Origin of the sequence: Clostridium akagii DSM 12554 (genome assembly GCF_000686725.1) — a bacterium.
Lineage (GTDB): Bacteria > Bacillota > Clostridia > Clostridiales > Clostridiaceae > Clostridium_I > Clostridium_I akagii.
On record NZ_JMLK01000006.1, the window covers coordinates 198,851 to 216,407 of the forward strand.

Annotated in this window: 19 protein-coding genes; 18 read left to right on the forward strand and 1 reads right to left on the reverse strand. The window is 31.9% G+C overall.

Annotation, left to right across the window (positions count from 1 at the left end):
• The first annotated feature begins 3 nt into the window (after nucleotides 1-3).
• The 18 genes from BR66_RS0101055 (at nucleotide 4) to BR66_RS0101145 (ending at nucleotide 15,529) form a co-directional block, all read left to right on the forward strand.
• On the forward strand, nucleotides 4-1,584 hold the full coding sequence (locus BR66_RS0101055; RefSeq protein ID WP_026881253.1) for a flagellar hook-length control protein FliK: 1,581 nt from the start codon (nucleotides 4-6) through the stop codon (nucleotides 1,582-1,584).
• An 11-nt stretch (nucleotides 1,585-1,595) separates the two neighbouring features.
• Complete coding sequence (locus BR66_RS22790) at nucleotides 1,596-2,027, forward strand: flagellar hook capping FlgD N-terminal domain-containing protein (protein ID WP_051624043.1); 432 nt, start codon at nucleotides 1,596-1,598, stop codon at nucleotides 2,025-2,027.
• Nucleotides 2,028-2,040: 13 nt separating this feature from the next.
• Nucleotides 2,041-2,430 carry a TIGR02530 family flagellar biosynthesis protein gene (locus tag BR66_RS0101065; protein ID WP_026881254.1) on the forward strand — a complete coding sequence of 130 codons (390 nt, stop codon included), beginning with the start codon at nucleotides 2,041-2,043 and terminating at the stop codon, nucleotides 2,428-2,430.
• Nucleotides 2,431-2,527: 97 nt separating this feature from the next.
• Nucleotides 2,528-3,622: a flagellar hook-basal body complex protein gene (locus BR66_RS0101070; RefSeq protein ID WP_026881255.1), complete on the forward strand. Its 1,095-nt coding sequence runs from the start codon at nucleotides 2,528-2,530 to the stop codon at nucleotides 3,620-3,622.
• A gap of 101 nt (nucleotides 3,623-3,723) precedes the next feature.
• Nucleotides 3,724-3,915 carry a flagellar FlbD family protein gene (locus BR66_RS0101075; RefSeq protein ID WP_026881256.1) on the forward strand — a complete coding sequence of 64 codons (192 nt, stop codon included), beginning with the start codon at nucleotides 3,724-3,726 and terminating at the stop codon, nucleotides 3,913-3,915.
• Nucleotides 3,916-3,949: 34 nt separating this feature from the next.
• On the forward strand, nucleotides 3,950-4,432 hold the full coding sequence (locus BR66_RS0101080) for a flagellar basal body-associated FliL family protein (RefSeq protein WP_026881257.1): 483 nt from the start codon (nucleotides 3,950-3,952) through the stop codon (nucleotides 4,430-4,432).
• Between the two features lie 23 nt (nucleotides 4,433-4,455).
• Nucleotides 4,456-4,860 carry a flagellar biosynthetic protein FliO gene (fliO, locus tag BR66_RS0101085; RefSeq protein WP_026881258.1) on the forward strand — a complete coding sequence of 135 codons (405 nt, stop codon included), beginning with the start codon at nucleotides 4,456-4,458 and terminating at the stop codon, nucleotides 4,858-4,860.
• 1 nt (nucleotide 4,861) lies between these two features.
• On the forward strand, nucleotides 4,862-5,629 hold the full coding sequence (gene fliP / locus BR66_RS0101090; protein WP_026881259.1) for a flagellar type III secretion system pore protein FliP: 768 nt from the start codon (nucleotides 4,862-4,864) through the stop codon (nucleotides 5,627-5,629).
• A gap of 11 nt (nucleotides 5,630-5,640) precedes the next feature.
• The gene (locus BR66_RS0101095) at nucleotides 5,641-5,910 is read left to right on the forward strand and encodes a flagellar biosynthetic protein FliQ (RefSeq protein WP_026881260.1); all 270 of its coding nucleotides are present in this window, start codon (nucleotides 5,641-5,643) and stop codon (nucleotides 5,908-5,910) included.
• A 14-nt stretch (nucleotides 5,911-5,924) separates the two neighbouring features.
• A complete protein-coding gene (locus BR66_RS0101100) occupies nucleotides 5,925-7,760 on the forward strand; it encodes a fused FliR family export protein/FlhB family type III secretion system protein (protein ID WP_026881261.1) in 1,836 nt (611 codons plus the stop codon).
• A gap of 13 nt (nucleotides 7,761-7,773) precedes the next feature.
• A complete protein-coding gene (flhA, locus tag BR66_RS0101105) occupies nucleotides 7,774-9,849 on the forward strand; it encodes a flagellar biosynthesis protein FlhA (protein ID WP_026881262.1) in 2,076 nt (691 codons plus the stop codon).
• Nucleotides 9,849-11,030 carry a flagellar biosynthesis GTPase FlhF gene (gene flhF / locus BR66_RS0101110; RefSeq protein WP_026881263.1) on the forward strand — a complete coding sequence of 394 codons (1,182 nt, stop codon included), beginning with the start codon at nucleotides 9,849-9,851 and terminating at the stop codon, nucleotides 11,028-11,030. Before flhA ends, flhF begins: the two co-directional genes overlap by 1 nt.
• Complete coding sequence (locus tag BR66_RS0101115; protein ID WP_026881264.1) at nucleotides 11,024-11,890, forward strand: MinD/ParA family protein; 867 nt, start codon at nucleotides 11,024-11,026, stop codon at nucleotides 11,888-11,890. The genes flhF and BR66_RS0101115 overlap by 7 nt, the downstream gene beginning before the upstream one ends.
• A gap of 14 nt (nucleotides 11,891-11,904) precedes the next feature.
• Nucleotides 11,905-12,567, forward strand: coding sequence for a flagellar brake protein (locus BR66_RS0101120; RefSeq protein WP_026881265.1), 663 nt, complete (start codon nucleotides 11,905-11,907; stop codon nucleotides 12,565-12,567).
• 12 nt (nucleotides 12,568-12,579) lie between these two features.
• Nucleotides 12,580-13,305 carry a FliA/WhiG family RNA polymerase sigma factor gene (locus tag BR66_RS0101125; protein ID WP_026881266.1) on the forward strand — a complete coding sequence of 242 codons (726 nt, stop codon included), beginning with the start codon at nucleotides 12,580-12,582 and terminating at the stop codon, nucleotides 13,303-13,305.
• Nucleotides 13,306-13,323: 18 nt separating this feature from the next.
• Complete coding sequence (locus BR66_RS0101130) at nucleotides 13,324-13,791, forward strand: DUF6115 domain-containing protein (protein ID WP_026881267.1); 468 nt, start codon at nucleotides 13,324-13,326, stop codon at nucleotides 13,789-13,791.
• 196 nt (nucleotides 13,792-13,987) lie between these two features.
• The gene (locus BR66_RS0101140; protein WP_026881268.1) at nucleotides 13,988-14,767 is read left to right on the forward strand and encodes a flagellar hook-basal body complex protein; all 780 of its coding nucleotides are present in this window, start codon (nucleotides 13,988-13,990) and stop codon (nucleotides 14,765-14,767) included.
• Between the two features lie 18 nt (nucleotides 14,768-14,785).
• On the forward strand, nucleotides 14,786-15,529 hold the full coding sequence (locus BR66_RS0101145) for a flagellar hook-basal body complex protein (RefSeq protein WP_423219374.1): 744 nt from the start codon (nucleotides 14,786-14,788) through the stop codon (nucleotides 15,527-15,529).
• A gap of 140 nt (nucleotides 15,530-15,669) precedes the next feature.
• On the opposite strand, the gene BR66_RS0101150 is transcribed toward BR66_RS0101145, so the two are convergent.
• The gene (locus tag BR66_RS0101150; RefSeq protein WP_026881270.1) at nucleotides 15,670-17,316 is read right to left on the reverse strand and encodes a putative manganese-dependent inorganic diphosphatase; all 1,647 of its coding nucleotides are present in this window, start codon (nucleotides 17,314-17,316) and stop codon (nucleotides 15,670-15,672) included.
• Between the last annotated feature and the right edge of the window lie 241 nt (nucleotides 17,317-17,557).

Genomic DNA, 17,557 nt, shown 5'->3' on the forward strand with positions numbered 1-17,557 from the left:
ATATTGAGTGAAATAAGTATAAATAATAACGTGAAGTTTCTTGACAGTGTAGGTACAGCCGGTAGTGTTTCTAAAAGTGTTAATAATAGTGATGCCTCAGTAGATAATAACACAAACTTTAAAAATGTTTTACAGTCTAAAACCCAAAACAGTGAAAATACAAAAACTACTGGTAGTGCAAGTAAAAATGACGGTGCTTCTAATACAAACAAAGATGTAAATAAGAATCAAACAGTTGATACTACTAGCAAAACTGACGAAGAAAAACTACAGGACATAGAAAAAGAAATTAATGATATTACTGATGGAACTAAAAGTGTGAATAATAATGATTTGGCCGCATTAATTGCCAGTTTACAGCAAATTTTAAACTCTCTTTTAAAGAATACTAGTGCTACTCAAAGTAATCAAAATGCTAGTGGTAATTTAGATGTGAATCTAATATCAAAATTAACTGATTTAAAAGATAATTTGGCTAAGTATGCTGAATTATTATCGTCAAGTAAAAATGTTAATGGAACACAGGAATTAACAGATTTGGTTTCAAAGTTAGATTTGGGGAAAACTGATCTAAGTAATAGTGCAGTTGCAACACAAACCAATATAACTGATAATAACGCAGATGTCAGTAGTACAACTGTAAATGATAAGGTTGCAGGTAATGATTCTTCTGATAGTAAAGTAACTGTAAATAATCCAAATGACAATAATATTTTTGACAAGATTAAAACTGAACTAACAGATTTGATGAAGGATATTAAGTCAAGCCAAAGTAATTCTAGTTCAATCGCAGTAAGTTCTAAATTAAAAAATATTGAACAAATATTAACTGTGACAAACAAAGCTATAGATACTGTAAAGTTAACTGATACAAACAAGCTAACTGATGTAACTGAGTCAAATAATACTACAAAAGTGGATTTTAATACAACAGCAGGTTCAAGTTCATTAAGTCCGGACAGTAGTGAATCTGGAAGTGAGAACACTTATGGTAATAATACCTCTAACAAGGATAATGATTTTTTAAACAAGTTGATTGATAACAAACAGAGTAGTTCGGATCAGTATTCAAAAGTTACTGGTGTAATTAATCAAATCTTAAACAATAACAATATTTCAAGTAGTTCTGAGATAAAAAATCCAGTGCCTACAGCTAGAAGTTCTAATTTTGCTGAAGACATAATAACCAATTTAAAGTACATGGATAATAATAATATAAAAGATTTGACAGTAACAATAGCACCAAAAGGGCTTGGTACAGTAATGATAAACATAACTACTGAAAATGGAGTTATGAAGGCTTCCATTACTGCTACAAACAAGGAGGCATATAACCTTCTAAACGCTAATGTGGATCAAATAAATAGCAGCATAAATTCGCAAGAGATAAAAGTAAGCAATGTGAATATAAATATTTACAATGGTGATACAACATATTTTAAAGATGGTTCAAACTCTGGGGATGCTGCAAACCAGAAACAAGGAGATGGCAAGACAACTAATGGAGTAGGTGTCATTGAAGACCAAGATATAGATGAACTAAATAGCATTTATGAAAATGATAATGTAAATGCTCTAGTATAGGAGGAGATAATATGAGTACAACTCAAGGTGTAAATGCTAATGCCGCGGCAAGTACAACTCAGTCTACAACAACTAAAAGTGATACTTTGGACAAAAATGCTTTTATGAAGATATTAATAGCAGAGCTTGCAAATCAAGATCCTACTGGACAAAACAATGATCCTACACAATATGTTAGTCAGCTAGCACAATATTCTTCATTGGAGCAGATGACTAATCTGAATGGAACTATGACTTTAAATGGAGCATCAAATCTTATTGGTGTAAAGGTGCAGTTGAGTGATACAGATGCCAATGGAAATAACATCCAGGGTGTTGTTCAGTCTGTATCTAAAAATGGGGATGCTGTGACATTAAACGTACTGGTAAATGGTACAACAGTGCAATCCTATAGTTATGGTGATGTTATTACTATAAATCCGACAACAGCAACAGGGGTATAAGTGAGTAAGAATTATGGGATATAGAGTAGTAAATGGGACGATTTTTCCTGTAGCACCTATTGGAAATATTAGCCATAAAATAGATCTAAAAGGCAAAAGTGAAAGTTCGAATTTTGATAACATTTTAAGCACAGAAGTTAATAAGAATGATAGCTTTATTATTTCTTCTCATGCAGTTGACAGGTTAAAGAATAGAAATATAACCCTAAATAATGAGGATATGAAGGCAATAAACGAAGGTATTAATAAGGCAGGTTCAAAAGGCTGCACGGATTCAGTTATATTTTATAAAGATACTGCATATGTGACAAGCATAAAAAATAGAACTGTTATTACAGCAGTGGACAAAGAAAGTTGCAAACAAAACATATTTACTAATATTGATAGCGTGGTAATACTTTAGGCTGGACCTGATTTTAGGAAGCCAGGATTAACTGAAAGACGGAGGTTAATTGTAAAGTAAAATAAAAAATAAATTTAAAATAATTGGGGGAAAATAAATGTTACAATCAATGTACTCTGGAATATCTGGAATGAAGGCAAGTAACCAGGAATTAAACGTAATAAGTAATAACATAGCAAACTCACAGACAACTGCATTCAAATCATCAGGTATAACTTTTGAAGATATGTATTATCAATCAGTTCAGGGAAGTAGTGCACCAACAACTTCTTCTGGTGGTACAAACTCCAGTGCTTTTGGAACTGGTGTAAAGGTTCAAGGAATCAACAAAGATATGTCTTACGGTGGTGCTGCGTCCACTAGTAATCCTTTGGATCTATCTATAAATGGTAGTTCAGGTTTTTTTATAGTAGCAAAGGGAGATATAGTCAAAGCATCAGCAACAGCTACAATTCCAGTAGATAATCCTACTACTGGTACTGCATCACACACTATTACATCTGAACCATCAAGTACACAACTATTATATACACAAGATGGATCTTTTAGTAAAGATCCAGACGGTAGTATTACGCTAAATGGCTATAGGCTTATGGGATATGCTGTGTCAGGTACTGATAATACAGGTACAACTACTACTGCCTCAAGCTTAGATCCTACTGCCACTACTACTAGTACTACGGGTACTGTTAGTAGCCGGGTGGATTTTGTTGATGGCCAAAAAACAGTAACTGCTAATGATGGGGCACTTATAACGCTTCAAATACCAGAAACAGTTCATGAAGTGGCAACTGCAACAACACCAGCAAAGGATGTTGCTGTATCATCTTGGTCAGTTGATTCAAATGGTGTTGTTACTGTAACTCTTGCAGATAACAAAGTTGCGGCTATAGGTCAAGTTGCTTTAGCTAAATTTACAAATGATTCTGGACTTGATCAAGTTGGAAATAATATGTTCTCTGAGTCTTCAAACTCAGGAAAAGCTATTTTAGATTCAGGAGTAAACACATTAGGTGATAATAATTCCGGATCATTTAGTACAATTAAGGGAAGTTCTTTAGAACAATCAAATGTGGATTTAGCAACAGAGTTTTCACATATGATAGAAGCAAGTAGAGCGTTTGAGGCCAATGGTAAGATAATTTCCACTGGTGATACAATACTTCAAACTATAATAAATCTTAAACAGTAGTTAAGGTTTATTAAGTAAAGGTGTAGATTGATTGTAAAAAATCAATGCTACACTTTCCTTGTAAAAGAGTAAATTCTATATTTTGAGAGGGGAATCTAGAATTGATTAGACTAACTGGTTTAAACCACAAAGAGGTGGTAATTAATGCTTCTATTATTGAAAAGATAGAAGAAGTTCCAGAAACAGTTATAACATTATTAAACGGAAATAAATATTTAGTAGAAGAATCTATTGATGAAGTTATAGATAAAATTATAGAGTTTAAAAAGAGAATAAATAATGCTAAATATTGATATGAATTCTGTTTTTAGAGGGAGAGACTAACAAATGAGTGAAAAGAAAAAAGAAAAAAAAGGTGGAATACCTAAGATAGTTATTATTCTAATTGCATTAATCGTTATACTTGGGGGAGCTTTTGGCGCATATATGTTGTTTTTCAATAAAACTACAGGGACAAAAGCTACAAATAGCACAGTTTCAACAACAAAAATAGTTGAGGCAACACTTTCATTGAATGAAACAATTATAAACTTAGCAGATACTGATACACCAAAATACGTAAAAGTGATAGTGAGTTTTGGATATGATTCTACAAACTCCAAATTAACAGCTGAGGTTACAGACAAAACTGCTGTGATGACACCTATTTTTAATGATGCTGTTGTAAAGATATTTAGAAGCAAAAAGTCTTCAGATTTAGCTGGGACAGGTAGTGATAAAGTAAAACAACAGATTTTGGATACTGTTAATCCATATTTGCAAAAAGGGCAATTTACGAATGTATATTTTGATGAATTAGTTATTCAATAAAACATGTTGAGGGTGATAAATAGATGCTGGATACACTGTCCGTAGTAATAAGGCTTATAGTAGCACTTTTAGTTATTTTACCTTTAATATATTTAAGTTTAAAATTTGGTGGTAATAAACTCCAAAATGTGCAAAACGGTAGCTACATGAAGGTACTTGAAAAACTTTCAGTATCTAAGGAAAATAGTCTACTAATAATCAAAATAGGTGAACAGGGTTATGTATTCTCTAACACTGGGAATAAAATGGAAATTATTAAGGAATTAACAGAGGAAGAAATTTCAGAAATTCAGGAATCAAAGAAGATAACTCAATATAAAAATATGGATGAATTTCTAAGAAACATTAAGGATCGAGTGAAATTTCAGGATAATAAGAATTTATTAAAATCAATTAAAAATAAACTTAAGATTAAAAAGGAAGATTAGTATGAAAAAAAAGGCCTGTATAATATCTGCTTTAGTCTTATTATGTGTAATATTTATGGGACATAGTGTACAAGCAGCAACGGCAAATAGTATACCCGTACCCAAAATAAGTTTGTCTGTAGACAATGCGTCTACTCCTACAGACTATGTAGACAATATAAAAATCCTTATAATGATGACAGTGTTAACGCTACTCCCATCCATAGTAATTATGACAACAAGTTTTGTTAGAATAGTTGTTGTTTTTGGATTTTTGAAAAGTGCCATGGGAACTCAAAATGCACCACCAAGTCAGGTTATCGTTGGACTAGCGTTGTTTTTAACATTTTTTATTATGATGCCAACGGTTACTACTATTAACAACAACGCTCTTCAGCCATACATAAACAATACAATAACCCAGGATCAAGCAATTAAAGCAGGAGAAAAACCATTAAAAGATTTTATGCTTAAGCAGACTCGACAAAAGGATTTAAAACTATTTATGGAGGAAGCTAAGGAAGATTCTAAGACACCAACAGACAAAATTCCAATGCATGTTGTAATTCCATCATTCATGATAAGTGAACTTAAAACAGCGTTTATAATAGGTTTTTTAATATACATACCTTTTATAATAATAGATTTTGTAGTTGCTAGTATTTTGATGTCAATGGGTATGTTTATGGTACCACCTTCCATGATTTCTTTGCCATTTAAACTTCTTTTATTTGTTATGGTTGATGGTTGGTATATGATAGTCAAATCGCTTATTCTAAGTTTTTCGTGAGGTGAAAGTTTATGACAGAAAATATGCTTATGTCGGTATTAAAAGATGGAATAACTACTGGTCTTATGGTTGCAGCTCCCTTTTTAATTGTGGCTGTTGTGGTGGGACTTTTTGTAAGTATAATCCAAGCTACAACACAGATACAGGAACAAACACTTACCTTCGTTCCTAAGCTTTTGTCAATTGCAGCAGTAGGGGTTATACTTGGAGCCTGGATACTTCATACAATGACGGGTTTTACGTTGAGAATATTTGATATGATAACAAATATAACTAGATAGGTGTGATTAGTACAATGATAAGTGTGTCATATTTTTCTGCATTTTTTCTAGTATTTTTGAGGATAGCAACATTTTTTATAGCATTGCAAATATTGTTTCCAAATGGACTTCCGAGTATTGCTAAAATAACTATTTCTGTATGCATGGCTTTTTTCGTCATATCTAGTATTGACTATTCTAATATTGCAGGAATAAGCAATGGACTACTGTATATGGAGAAATGTGCATTTGAAGTAATAACTGGACTTGTACTAGGGTACTTAACAAATTTGGTGTTTATATGTGGAAGGATAGCTGGTCAGTTTATAGATGTCCAGATAGGCCTTTCAATGATGAGTACCTATGATCCCAATACGCAAAGTACTACGACTTTAATTGAAAGACTCTTACAAATGCTAACTATTGTGGTCTTTTTCTTAATAGATGGACATCTGGTACTTATAAAAGCACTTATTGATAGTTTTAATGTTATTCACCTAGGAGATTTTGTACTTGGTAGTGGGTCTGCAATGTATGCCTTAAATGCATTTATTCAGTTTTTTCAAATAGCACTTAGAATGGCAATCCCAGTAGTAGTTGTACTAATAATTACCGATATAGTTTTAGGACTTGTTTCAAGGACTGTTCCACAATTAAATGTTATGATCCTAGGAATGCCTATTAAAATGTTACTGGGAATGTTTGTATTTATGCTTACCCTTACAGTAATAATAAATCTAATGGTTTATGCCTTTGGAATGATACCTGATTTATGGAAGGGATTTTATAATATAATACCAGCCATAATTATATTTGCAGATGCAGATAAAACTGAAAGTGCCACTCCTAAGAAAAAGAGCGAGGCCAGGAAAAAAGGGCAAACCTCAAAAAGTAAAGAGGTACCATTAGCCATTACACTTATTACATCGGCTTTTATTTTTTTAACTTTAGGAAGTTTTACATATACAAAAATAAAAAACATGATGATTATATATTTTAACGGATATCTTTCTAGTCCGAAAACGTTAAATGAATACACAGTTGGTAAAGTATTGGTATTTGCTGGAGAGAACATAGGAATTATTTTTTTAATATTTGCAGTTCCTATTATGATTATGGGTATAGCAGCTAATGTAATGCAATCAGGGTTTATGTTAACTACTCAGCCTCTTATTCCGGATTTTAAAAAGCTAAGCCCAATTGCGGGATTAAAAAAGATGTTTTCAATGAGGACTGCTGTGGATCTTGTAAAAGATGTAGCTGTGGTATCAGTTGTAGGATATGTGGGGTATAGATTTGTAATTGATAATTTTAATGATTTTTTAGGTATAAACACATTAAAATTTGATTTAATTCCAGGAGTAATAAAAGGACTGTTTATGACAATTTTATTTAGAATCGCATTCATAATGGTAATTATAGCTATTACTGATTATATTTATCAAAGGTATATGTTTAATAAGGATTTGAAAATGACAAAGCAGGAAATTAAAGAAGAATTTAAACAAGATGAAGGAGATCCAGATATAAAAGCAAAGAGAAAACAAAAGCAAAGAGAGATGTCAACAAGAAGGATGATGGCAAGTGTACCAGATGCTACAGTAATTGTTACTAATCCAACACACATTTCAGTAGCACTAAAATATGGTGAAGGAGAAAATAGCGCTCCAGTGGTTGTGGCAAAAGGTACTGACATAATGGCACTTAGGATAAAGGAAGTAGCAAAGGAAAATAATGTTCCGATAATTGAAGACAAACCATTGGCACGGCTCATATATAATGAGGTTGAAATAGACGATGAAATCCCAATGGATATGTATCAAGCTGTTGCTGAGGTCTTAGCAATAGTGTTTAAGATGAAAAAGAAGTAAAGGAGGAATGCAGATGAATAATATTAGCAGCAATAAGAGAAGTTTTAGGATAGCAGATAATTTAGACGTTATTGTAGCGTTTGGTGTAATGGCAATAGTGTTAATGATAATAATACCATTGCCAACGATATTAATAGATTTTTTGATAGTTGTAAATTTGACTGTTGCCATGATTATAATTTTGACATCTTTGTTTACCACAGAAGTATTACAGATGTCAGTATTTCCAACATTGCTTCTTATTACTACGTTATTCAGGGTTGGAATCAATATATCATCCACAAGACTTATTTTAACTCAAGCAAATGCAGGAGATGTAATAAATGCATTTGGTAGTTTTGTTATTGGTGGGAATTATGTAGTTGGAATAATAATATTTCTAATTATAATAATAGTACAATTTGTAGTAATTACAAATGGTTCGGGTAGAGTTGCAGAAGTTGCAGCTAGATTTACATTAGATGCTATGCCTGGTAAACAGATGAGTATCGATGCAGACCTTAATGCAGGACTTATTGATGATATGCAAGCTAAAGAGAGAAGAAAAAAGCTTCAGATGGAAGCTGATTTTTACGGTTCAATGGATGGTGCTTCTAAGTTTGTTAAAGGAGATGCTATTGCAAGTATTATAATTGTTGTAATAAACATGATTGGCGGTATTATAATAGGAGTAGTTCAGCTTAATATGACGGCTGCGGTTGCAGCACAAACTTATATTAGACTTTCAGTTGGTGATGGACTTGTAAGTCAGATTCCAGCCCTATTAATATCCGTATCTACAGGTATTATAGTAACAAGGTCAGGAAATAATGAAGACTTTGGTACTCAATTAATTGGTCAACTTACAAATTTTCCAAAGGTTTTAGGTATAGCCGCAGCTGTACTTTTCCTTCTAGGGGTTTTACCAGGATTTCCAACATTGGTGTTTTTAATTTTAGCTTTTGCTTGTGCAGCAGGTGCATACTTGTTAAAAAAAGAGGAACAGAGCAAAATCATACAAAAACAAGAGAGTGAAAATAGTGAAATTGCAGATATGGAGAATAAAGAACCAGAAAATGTTATGAGTCTTGTTTCTGTAGAGCCAATGGAGATTGAAATTGGATATGGATTAATTCCTCTTGCAGATGAATCATCAGGCGGAGATCTTCTTCAAAGAATTGCATCTGTTAGAAGGCAATGTGCTATTGAAATGGGAATAGTAGTACAGCCTATAAGAATCAGAGATAATCTTCAGTTAAAGACCAATGAGTATGTAGTTAAGATAAGAGGTACAGTAGTGCAACGAGGGGAACTTATGCCTAGTATGCTGCTATCTATGGATTCAACTGGGGAAGCTGAGGAAATACAAGGTATTAGAACAGTAGAGCCAACATTTGGGCTTCCTGCGGTTTGGATAAATAAAGATCAAAGGGAAGAGGCAGAAATTAAAGGATTCACAGTAGTTGATCCAACTACTGTTATGGTTACCCATTTAACAGAAACAATAAAACTTCATTCTTATGAGCTTTTAGGAAGACAGGAAGTTAAGGGAACAATTGAATCAATGAAAGAAAAATACAGTGCAGTTGTAGAAGAATTGATACCAGATCTTATGACAATTGGTGAGGTACAAAAGATACTTCAAAATTTATTAAAAGAGAAAGTGCCAATTAAAGATATGGTAACTATTCTTGAAACTCTTGCAGACAATTCCCGAAATACAAAGGATTTAGAGCTTTTAACAGAATATGTGAGAATAGCCCTAGGAAGAACTATATGTAATCCACTTATTGGTGAAGATAACAAATTAGTGGTAGCCACACTTTCACCAGACATAGAAAATGTTATTGCAAATAATATACAAAAATCTATGCAAGGTTCTTTTCCAGCGGTTGATCCTGAAACTACATCAAAGATTTTAGACTCAATAAAAAATGTTTTGGCGTCAATATATTTTCCGGAAAATCAACCAGCAATTTTAGTTTCTCCTAAAATAAGACCAGCAGTAAGAAAACTTTTAGAAATGGTTTTTCCAAATGTTTCAGTATTATCACTTAATGAAATACCTAATGATGTTGAAATAAAAGCTGAAGGAGTTGTTAACATATAATGATAATAAAAAAATATGTGGTTAATAACATGAATGAAGCAATGACACGAATTAGGTATGAACTTGGAAATGAAGCTATTATTATAAGTCAAAGAAAAATTAGAAAAAAAGGTATTGGAGGTTTCTTTTCAAAAAAAGTTATCGAAGTTACTGCAGCTGTTGACAATGAAGGAAGTGGTAATAAAAGAAACACAAAAGTAAATGGAGAAAAAAAGTTAGATATTAACGACAGTTTAGAGGCCATTAAAAAAGTTATGAATAGAGAAACAAAAGTATCACAAAAACTAATAAGAGATAACAGTATAGAAATTAATAGTAAAAATGTAGATGATAAAAGTGATAGTAGTGAAAGTAATCTTATGAATGAAATGAATGAGATGAAGAAAATTTTGAATACAATAATGCTAACAGGTACAAATGCAAATGGAAAAAGTGAGTTGCAAGAGAAACTTGAAAATTTGGATTTAAATTCAGAAATAATAGAGGAAGTTACAAGTAGAATAACATTAAACAAGAAAAATGAAGATGAAACAGAGAAATTAAAAGATGCACTTGCTCAGATGATAAATATAAATAAACCAAAGGATGAACACATAATAGTTTTAGTTGGACCAACTGGGGTTGGTAAAACTACAACAATTGCAAAACTTGCGGGAAGGCTTTCATTGATTGAAAAGAAGAAAGTTGGGCTTATAACAGTTGACACCTACAGAATTGGAGCTATAGAACAATTAAAAACTTATGCGGATATAATGAATATTCCTTTTAGCGTTGTTTTCTCCATAAAGGATATGGAGAAGTCAATAGAAGATATGAGTGAGTGTGACATGATTCTAATTGACACTACAGGAAGAAGTAGCAAAAATATTATGCAAATTTCTGAACTAAGTGCATTTATTCGAAAAACAAAATCTGACAATATCCATTTAGTTATGAGTTCAACTACAAAAAATAGCGATATTAAGACAATAGTTGAGGGATATAAAGTTTTGAACTATAATAACATTATAATAACTAAATTAGATGAAACATCTACATACGGTTCCATACTTAATATAATGAATTATGCGAAACAACCATTAAGTTATGTCACAACAGGTCAAAATGTGCCGGATGATATTAAGTGTTTGAATTCCGATGAGATAATCAATCTTATTATGGGAGTTGAAACCATATGTTAGATCAGGCACAAAGGCTTAGGCAAATGGCATCTGGTAGTAAAGAGAGAAATGTGGCAAAAAGTTCACCTAAAATAATTACGGTTACATCAGGAAAGGGAGGGGTTGGTAAAAGCAATTTTGTAGTGAATTTAGCTTTGACCCTTCAGAAAAATGGTAAAAAGGTACTTATTTTTGATGCAGATGTAGGAATGGGAAATGATGATGTTTTATTAGGATTTATGCCCAAATATAATGTATTTGATATAATTTTTAACCATAAAGACATAGAGGATGTAATTGTAACAGGACCTTATGGTGTTAAACTTCTACCTGGAGGGTCTGGTATCACTAGGGTTAATGAAATTACCAATATTCAAAGAAATGCTTTTTTAGACAAACTTTCAAAGCTTGAAGATTTAGACTATATTATAATGGACACAGGGGCAGGTGTAAATAGGAGTGTGTTAGGTTTCATAGCTTGCTCAGATGAACTTGTAATAATTATAACCCCGGAGCCAACATCAATTATGGATGCTTATAGCCTTATAAAAGCAGTAGTGCATTTTAAAATCAAATCAAAGGCTAAAGTTGTTATAAACAGAACCTTAGATAAGAAAGAAGGACAGGCAACTTTTGATAAATTTAGCGGTGCAGTTAAAACATTTTTAAAAATTGATGTAGATTATTTAGGAAGTATATCAGAGGATAGAAAGTTAATTGAAGCAGTTAGGAATCAAAAACCATTTGTAGTAGCTAATCCTAATTGTGAGGCAGCACAAGATATACTTAAAATTTCTAATAAAATACTTGGAATAAAAACAGAAAGTACAGGAAATAGTGTACAGGGTTTGTTTAAAAGAATATTCAATATATTTTCTTAAGGAGTTATGTCAAGATGAACATAGGTAATTTCGGAATTAATCTGAACACAAAATGCGAAATTTTAATTAAAGGAAGACCATTCAAAAGCAATATACAAGATGTAAGTGAAAAATTTATTTTTATAAGTATCCCAGTTTTTAATGGTAATTATGCAAATTTGATTGAAAATGAAGAAATTGAAGTCATATATTATGATGAAAACAATGTGTATGGCTTTAAATCAAAAGTTGTAGGTAAAAAAAATGAAAAAATAGCAATGATAGCTATAGAAATACCAGATGAAATAAAAAAAGTTCAGAGAAGAAATTTTTTTAGAATTGACTTGTCTGTATCTGTTGAATATAAAAAAATTTCGTCAAACTTAACCAATAGCGAATTAAATAAAATTATACAGGATGAAAAGGATTTTGATAAAGCTATAATGGTGGATTTGAGTGGGGGAGGTATTAGGTTAAGAACTAAAAATGATATTGAGCAAAATGATCTAGTTATTGTAAAAATACCAATAAATGGTGAAAAAATTTGTATGACATGTAATTGTATAAGGGTTATAAAAGATACAGTGACAAAGTCAAATATATGTGGATTTTCATTTTATTCTGCTGAAGATGCTCAAATAGATAAAATTATATCATACATATTTCAGTTAATGAGAGAACTCAGGAAGAAAAGCTAAGGAGGTTTAGTTATGGCTATTGCAGGAACTTTTGATAGTAAAGAAGAAATAGTAAAGAAGTACATTCCACTTGTAAAATATATAGCTTCAAGAGTTATAATTGGAAAATCAAAATATATAGAATATGAAGATCTAGTAAGTTATGGAATGGTAGGTCTTATGGATGCTCTTAATAAATTTGATGAAGAACGAGGAATGAAATTTTCAACTTACGCATCTATTAGGATTAAAGGGGCAATGATAGATGAACTTAGAAAAAACAGTCCTATATCAAAAGGTGCAATGGATAAGCTCAGTAGGTATAACAAAGCTATAGACAAGTTACAAAAAGAATTACTTAGAGAACCCTCTAATTTGGAAATAGCAGAGGAACTTGAAGTAACAATGTCAGCTATTGGTGAAGTAGAAAATTATATAAATTACATAGCTGTAGTGTCCTTAGAAAATTTAATCTTTTCAGATGATGATGATATGCCATTAATGGGAACAATTGAAGACAAAAATAGCCCAAGCCCAGAAAAATCACTAGAAAAAAAAGAAGAAATTGAATATTTGACCAAAGCTCTGGACTTATTGAATGAAAAAGATAAAACTGTATTAACTCTTTATTACTTTGAGAGATTTACTTTAAAACAAATAGGGAATGTGCTTAGTGTTTCTGAGTCTAGAGTGTGTCAACTTCATACTAGATCAATTCTACACTTAAAAAGTGCAATGAAAAAATTAAAATATGTATAGTTTGGAGCTCTGGATAATATGATTACATTTTTATTACTTTTGATAGGAATTGTGCTTTTAATCTTTAATTTTAAGGCCTTAAAAAATGAAAAAAACACATTTAAGGATGCATTTGACAATGCTTCGAATAATTTAAAAGATTATGATGTGGAAATCGGAAAATTGAGGCGAGAATTTGCAGAGACAATACTTGAACTTCAACAGGAAATTGAAAATATGAAGTATAATAAAATTAGTATACAAGAAAAACAGGCTGAAGTTTTAGAGTTAGAGGCCGATAACATAAATAGTATTGTTTCAAAAAATGGTGAAGAAATAGGAGAAGATAAAAAGCTTAATGCTGAAAGTGATTTTGAAGTAAACAATGTTAAAGTGAATGAAATTAAAGAGATGCTAAATGATGGCTTATCTATAGATAGTATATCTGAAAAACTAGGGATTGGTAAGGGGGAGCTACTATTAATAGAAAAATTATATCTAAAATAAAAAAATTTATTAATATTACCTGTGATAGAAAAGTTTTGTTTGGAATTGGGATTGGTATTGTACTTGCAACATGTTTTATGGTATGGGAAAAAGAAATTATTACTTTAAGTAAAACACAAATTGAAACTCGAGCATACAATTATGGCATGAGATATCCAGAGGATATGAAAGTAATAAATAATAAGGGTGTGGGGAAATGATAAGAAGTTTATATTCAGCTGTTTCAGGAATGATTGTTCAGCAATCTAAAGAAGATGTAATAACAAATAATATGGCAAACTCTGAAACCAATGGTTTCAAAGGTGATGATTTAATGATTAAAAACTTTAAAAATGTTTTGATTTCTAATAGTGAGGATATTCAGAATGGAAAAAATGTAAGGCAAACTATTGGCTCACTAAGTTTAGGGAGTAAAGTGGATGCTACCACTACTGACTTTACTCAGGGAACTATAACAAATTCTGATAGTGATGATGATTTTGCAATTGATGGTAGGGGCTTTTTTACAGTAAGCCAGGGAAATGGAGCAGGAGCGCAAAATTATTATACAAGAGACGGTCATTTTCATGTTAATATGCAAGGTGGTTTGATGGATGAAAATGGAGATGCTGTAATGGGGAAAAATCTCGCTACAGGTAATGTTGAAAAAATCAATGTTGGTAATGGTAAGCTTACAAGTGATTCCTATGGTAACTTAAGTGTGGACGGAAAACCTACTTACTCATTTTCCTTAGTTGATTTTAATGATTATAAATCTCTTAAGAAGGTTGGAAATAATTTATATTCAGGTACAAATCCAATATTAAACGCCAATGTTTCAGTTCAGCAAAATGCATTAGAAGGTTCTAATGTGAATTCAATTAATTCCATGGTAGATATGATGTCCACTATGAGAAATTTTGAATCTGATCAAAAAGTTATATCAGCAATAGATCAAAGTTTAGGACTTGCAGCAAATGACGTTGGAAAGGTGTGATAAAAAGTGGATAGATTAATGTGGACTAGCCGTACTGCTATGAATGCGCAACAGCAAAAATTGGATGTTATATCAAATAATATTGCAAACATGGATACAGCGGGATATAAAAGTATTGATGTTGGCTTTGGAGATTTAGTATATGAAACTATGAATAGAATCGGTATTCCTGTTACAACGGATACTAATAGAACTGTTGACCCTGAAAATGGTACAGGAGTTAGAACTACAGAGACTACAAGAAATGATGCATCAGGTGGTTTAGTACAAACAGGCAAAGCAACTGACTTAGCACTTCAGGGATCGGGCTATTTTAAGGTTATTCGTCAAGATGGTAGTAGTGCATATGTGAGAAGTGGAAACTTTACTCAGGATGGTGCTGGTAGGCTTACTGATAGTAATGGTGATAGACTTGAGGTAATGGGTCAAGATACTTTTACTAATGGTAATTTTGCGGTTGCAACCGATGGAACAATAAGTGTAGCTGGAAAAAATGTGGGAAAAATAAATGTATATGATACAATAGGGCAGGATTCATTAACTTCAGTAGGTAATAATATTTATGTACCTAAACCTGGAGCGCAAATGTTTGTGACAAATAGTGCTACTATAACACAAGGCTATTATGAGGGATCTAATGTAGATATATCAAAGGAAATGACTGATATGATAGTTGCACAAAGGGCTTTTCAACTTAGTTCAAAAGGATTAAGTACAGCAGATCAAATGGCCGGTATGGTTAATCAATTAGCACCACAGTGATAATTGACAAACTACGAGAAGTTTACATTGGGTCAAAATATAATAATGTTATTATATAGGCATTGTATAGGGGGACGGCTGTTATAATAATAAAAAGAACGCAGGTAGATTTAATTTACATAAATCTACCTGCGTTCTTTTTATTGATTCAGCTCTTGTATAACTGAAGTTAATGGTGGAATAACTTGTTTCTTTCTGGAAAGTAATCCAGGAGCATAGGCTGAATCATTAACAAGTGTTACTGCAAAGGCCTTAGATACTAAGTCCTTGCTAGGACCTGCTACAAATAACTGAGAACCACCTTTTAATATATCAGTTAGGAGTAAAAGTAGTAAATCAAAATTCTCATCTTTGGCTTTTTTATTCATATAATCTAACATTTCGGATTTCATTGGATCAAAACCATCTATATCCATTGTAGTTACTTGAGAAACACCAGCTTTTAATTTTGAAAGTGCAAAAACTTTATAATCTTGATTAAATATTTCGCTTACGCTCTTACCTTCAAGAGAAGTTCCTACCTTAAACATTTTAGTAGCAAACTCTTCAGGATCGATGCAAGTTATTTCAGCTAATGTTTTTAATATATCTCTATCTGTTTGAGTAGTAGTTGGTGATCTAAACATAAGAGTATCAGAAATTATTGCAGCGCTTAAAAGACCGGCAATTTTTTTTGATGGTCTAATTCCATTTTCAAAGAAAATAGAAGCTATTATTGTACAAGAACTTCCTACAGGCTGGTTTCTGAAATAAATTGGATAACCTGTTTGAATATCTCCAAGTCTATGGTGATCTATAATTTCTAAGAGTTCTGCATCTTCAAGTCCATCAACGGACTGAGATCTTTCGTTATGATCAACTAAAATAACTTTTTTCTTTTTTTGTGAAATCAGATGATATCTAGAAACTCCACCCACTACTTTATTGTCATTATCTACTACTGGATAACTTCTAAATCTAGTTTTTAGCATAACATCTTTTATATCGTCCACATAATCAGTAGTGCTAAATTTTAATATATCTGAAGATACCATAACATAGCTAATTGGAATGCTCTGAACGATAAGCCTGGATGCAGTGAAGGAATCATGGGGGGATGAAATAATAGAGCAACCTGAAATTTTTGCCATTTCTACTATTTCATCGCTTACAGCATGGTTTCCAGCCACAATCATCAAAGAAGCTTTAGAATTTATAATCATAGATTGAGTGTCTTGTCTATCACCACATATTACTACGTCACCAGCATCAATATGTTCTTCGGCACTACTAGGAAGCATTGCGGCTATGACAATTTTTCCTGGGAAACTAGGATCAGGCTCATTTAAGAATATAGATTTTGCGGATAGCGTATCTAATATATTCTCTATCTTAGTATTTGATTTCGCCAGAATTGTATTATCCCAAATATCCATGTAGGTTGATGTTAAATTTGAAACTGATACGATTCCTTTTAATTTAGAATTATCATCAACAACGGACAATGTTTTCACATTATTTTTTTTCATTATTGACCATGCCATTTTAAGTGATATTTCTGGTTGCACAGGTGCAATTCTGTCAAATTCCAAATCGGAAACTTGAAGTTTCATTGTTGTTAAAAGCAATGGCTTTTCTATGCCCCAAAAATCAAGTATAAACTGAGTCTCACGGCTTAGTTCGCCTTGCCTTAGGGGAATTACTTTTGAATCACCAACTTTATTTTTAAATTCTGCATATGCTATTGAAGCACATATGGAATCAGAATCTGGGTTCTTATGTCCTGTAACATAAATTATGTCTTTCATAAAAAGTCCTCCTTTTATTAGATCAAAATTGTAATAATTAAGGCATTTCAAACTAAATAAAATGTCAAAATACTTAATATATTTACAACTTTATAATTCTATTTTCATTTAGTATGTCATGTTTAAGTAGAATTTGTCTTACTATATTTTATAATCTATACGGATAAAAGTAAAGGAAAGAGTTAAATTTTTTTCATAATGGTTACATATGCAAACATATATTAGGAATAAAGGAAGAAGG

Excerpts from the sequence above, each read along its gene's own strand:
- BR66_RS22790 (WP_051624043.1), top strand. The coding sequence starts at position 1,596 with ATGAGTACAACTCAAGGTGTAAATGCTAATGCCGCGGCAAGTACAACT.
- BR66_RS0101065 (WP_026881254.1), top strand. The coding sequence starts at position 2,041 with ATGGGATATAGAGTAGTAAATGGGACGATTTTTCCTGTAGCACCTATT.
- BR66_RS0101070 (WP_026881255.1), top strand. The coding sequence starts at position 2,528 with ATGTTACAATCAATGTACTCTGGAATATCTGGAATGAAGGCAAGTAAC.
- BR66_RS0101080 (WP_026881257.1), top strand. The coding sequence starts at position 3,950 with ATGAGTGAAAAGAAAAAAGAAAAAAAAGGTGGAATACCTAAGATAGTT.
- fliO (WP_026881258.1), top strand. The coding sequence starts at position 4,456 with ATGCTGGATACACTGTCCGTAGTAATAAGGCTTATAGTAGCACTTTTA.
- fliP (WP_026881259.1), top strand. The coding sequence starts at position 4,862 with ATGAAAAAAAAGGCCTGTATAATATCTGCTTTAGTCTTATTATGTGTA.
- BR66_RS0101095 (WP_026881260.1), top strand. The coding sequence starts at position 5,641 with ATGACAGAAAATATGCTTATGTCGGTATTAAAAGATGGAATAACTACT.
- BR66_RS0101100 (WP_026881261.1), top strand. The coding sequence starts at position 5,925 with ATGATAAGTGTGTCATATTTTTCTGCATTTTTTCTAGTATTTTTGAGG.
- flhA (WP_026881262.1), top strand. The coding sequence starts at position 7,774 with ATGAATAATATTAGCAGCAATAAGAGAAGTTTTAGGATAGCAGATAAT.
- flhF (WP_026881263.1), top strand. The coding sequence starts at position 9,849 with ATGATAATAAAAAAATATGTGGTTAATAACATGAATGAAGCAATGACA.
- BR66_RS0101115 (WP_026881264.1), top strand. The coding sequence starts at position 11,024 with ATGTTAGATCAGGCACAAAGGCTTAGGCAAATGGCATCTGGTAGTAAA.
- BR66_RS0101120 (WP_026881265.1), top strand. The coding sequence starts at position 11,905 with ATGAACATAGGTAATTTCGGAATTAATCTGAACACAAAATGCGAAATT.
- BR66_RS0101125 (WP_026881266.1), top strand. The coding sequence starts at position 12,580 with ATGGCTATTGCAGGAACTTTTGATAGTAAAGAAGAAATAGTAAAGAAG.
- BR66_RS0101130 (WP_026881267.1), top strand. The coding sequence starts at position 13,324 with ATGATTACATTTTTATTACTTTTGATAGGAATTGTGCTTTTAATCTTT.
- BR66_RS0101140 (WP_026881268.1), top strand. The coding sequence starts at position 13,988 with ATGATAAGAAGTTTATATTCAGCTGTTTCAGGAATGATTGTTCAGCAA.
- BR66_RS0101145 (WP_423219374.1), top strand. The coding sequence starts at position 14,786 with ATGTGGACTAGCCGTACTGCTATGAATGCGCAACAGCAAAAATTGGAT.
- BR66_RS0101150 (WP_026881270.1), bottom strand. The coding sequence starts at position 17,316 with ATGAAAGACATAATTTATGTTACAGGACATAAGAACCCAGATTCTGAT.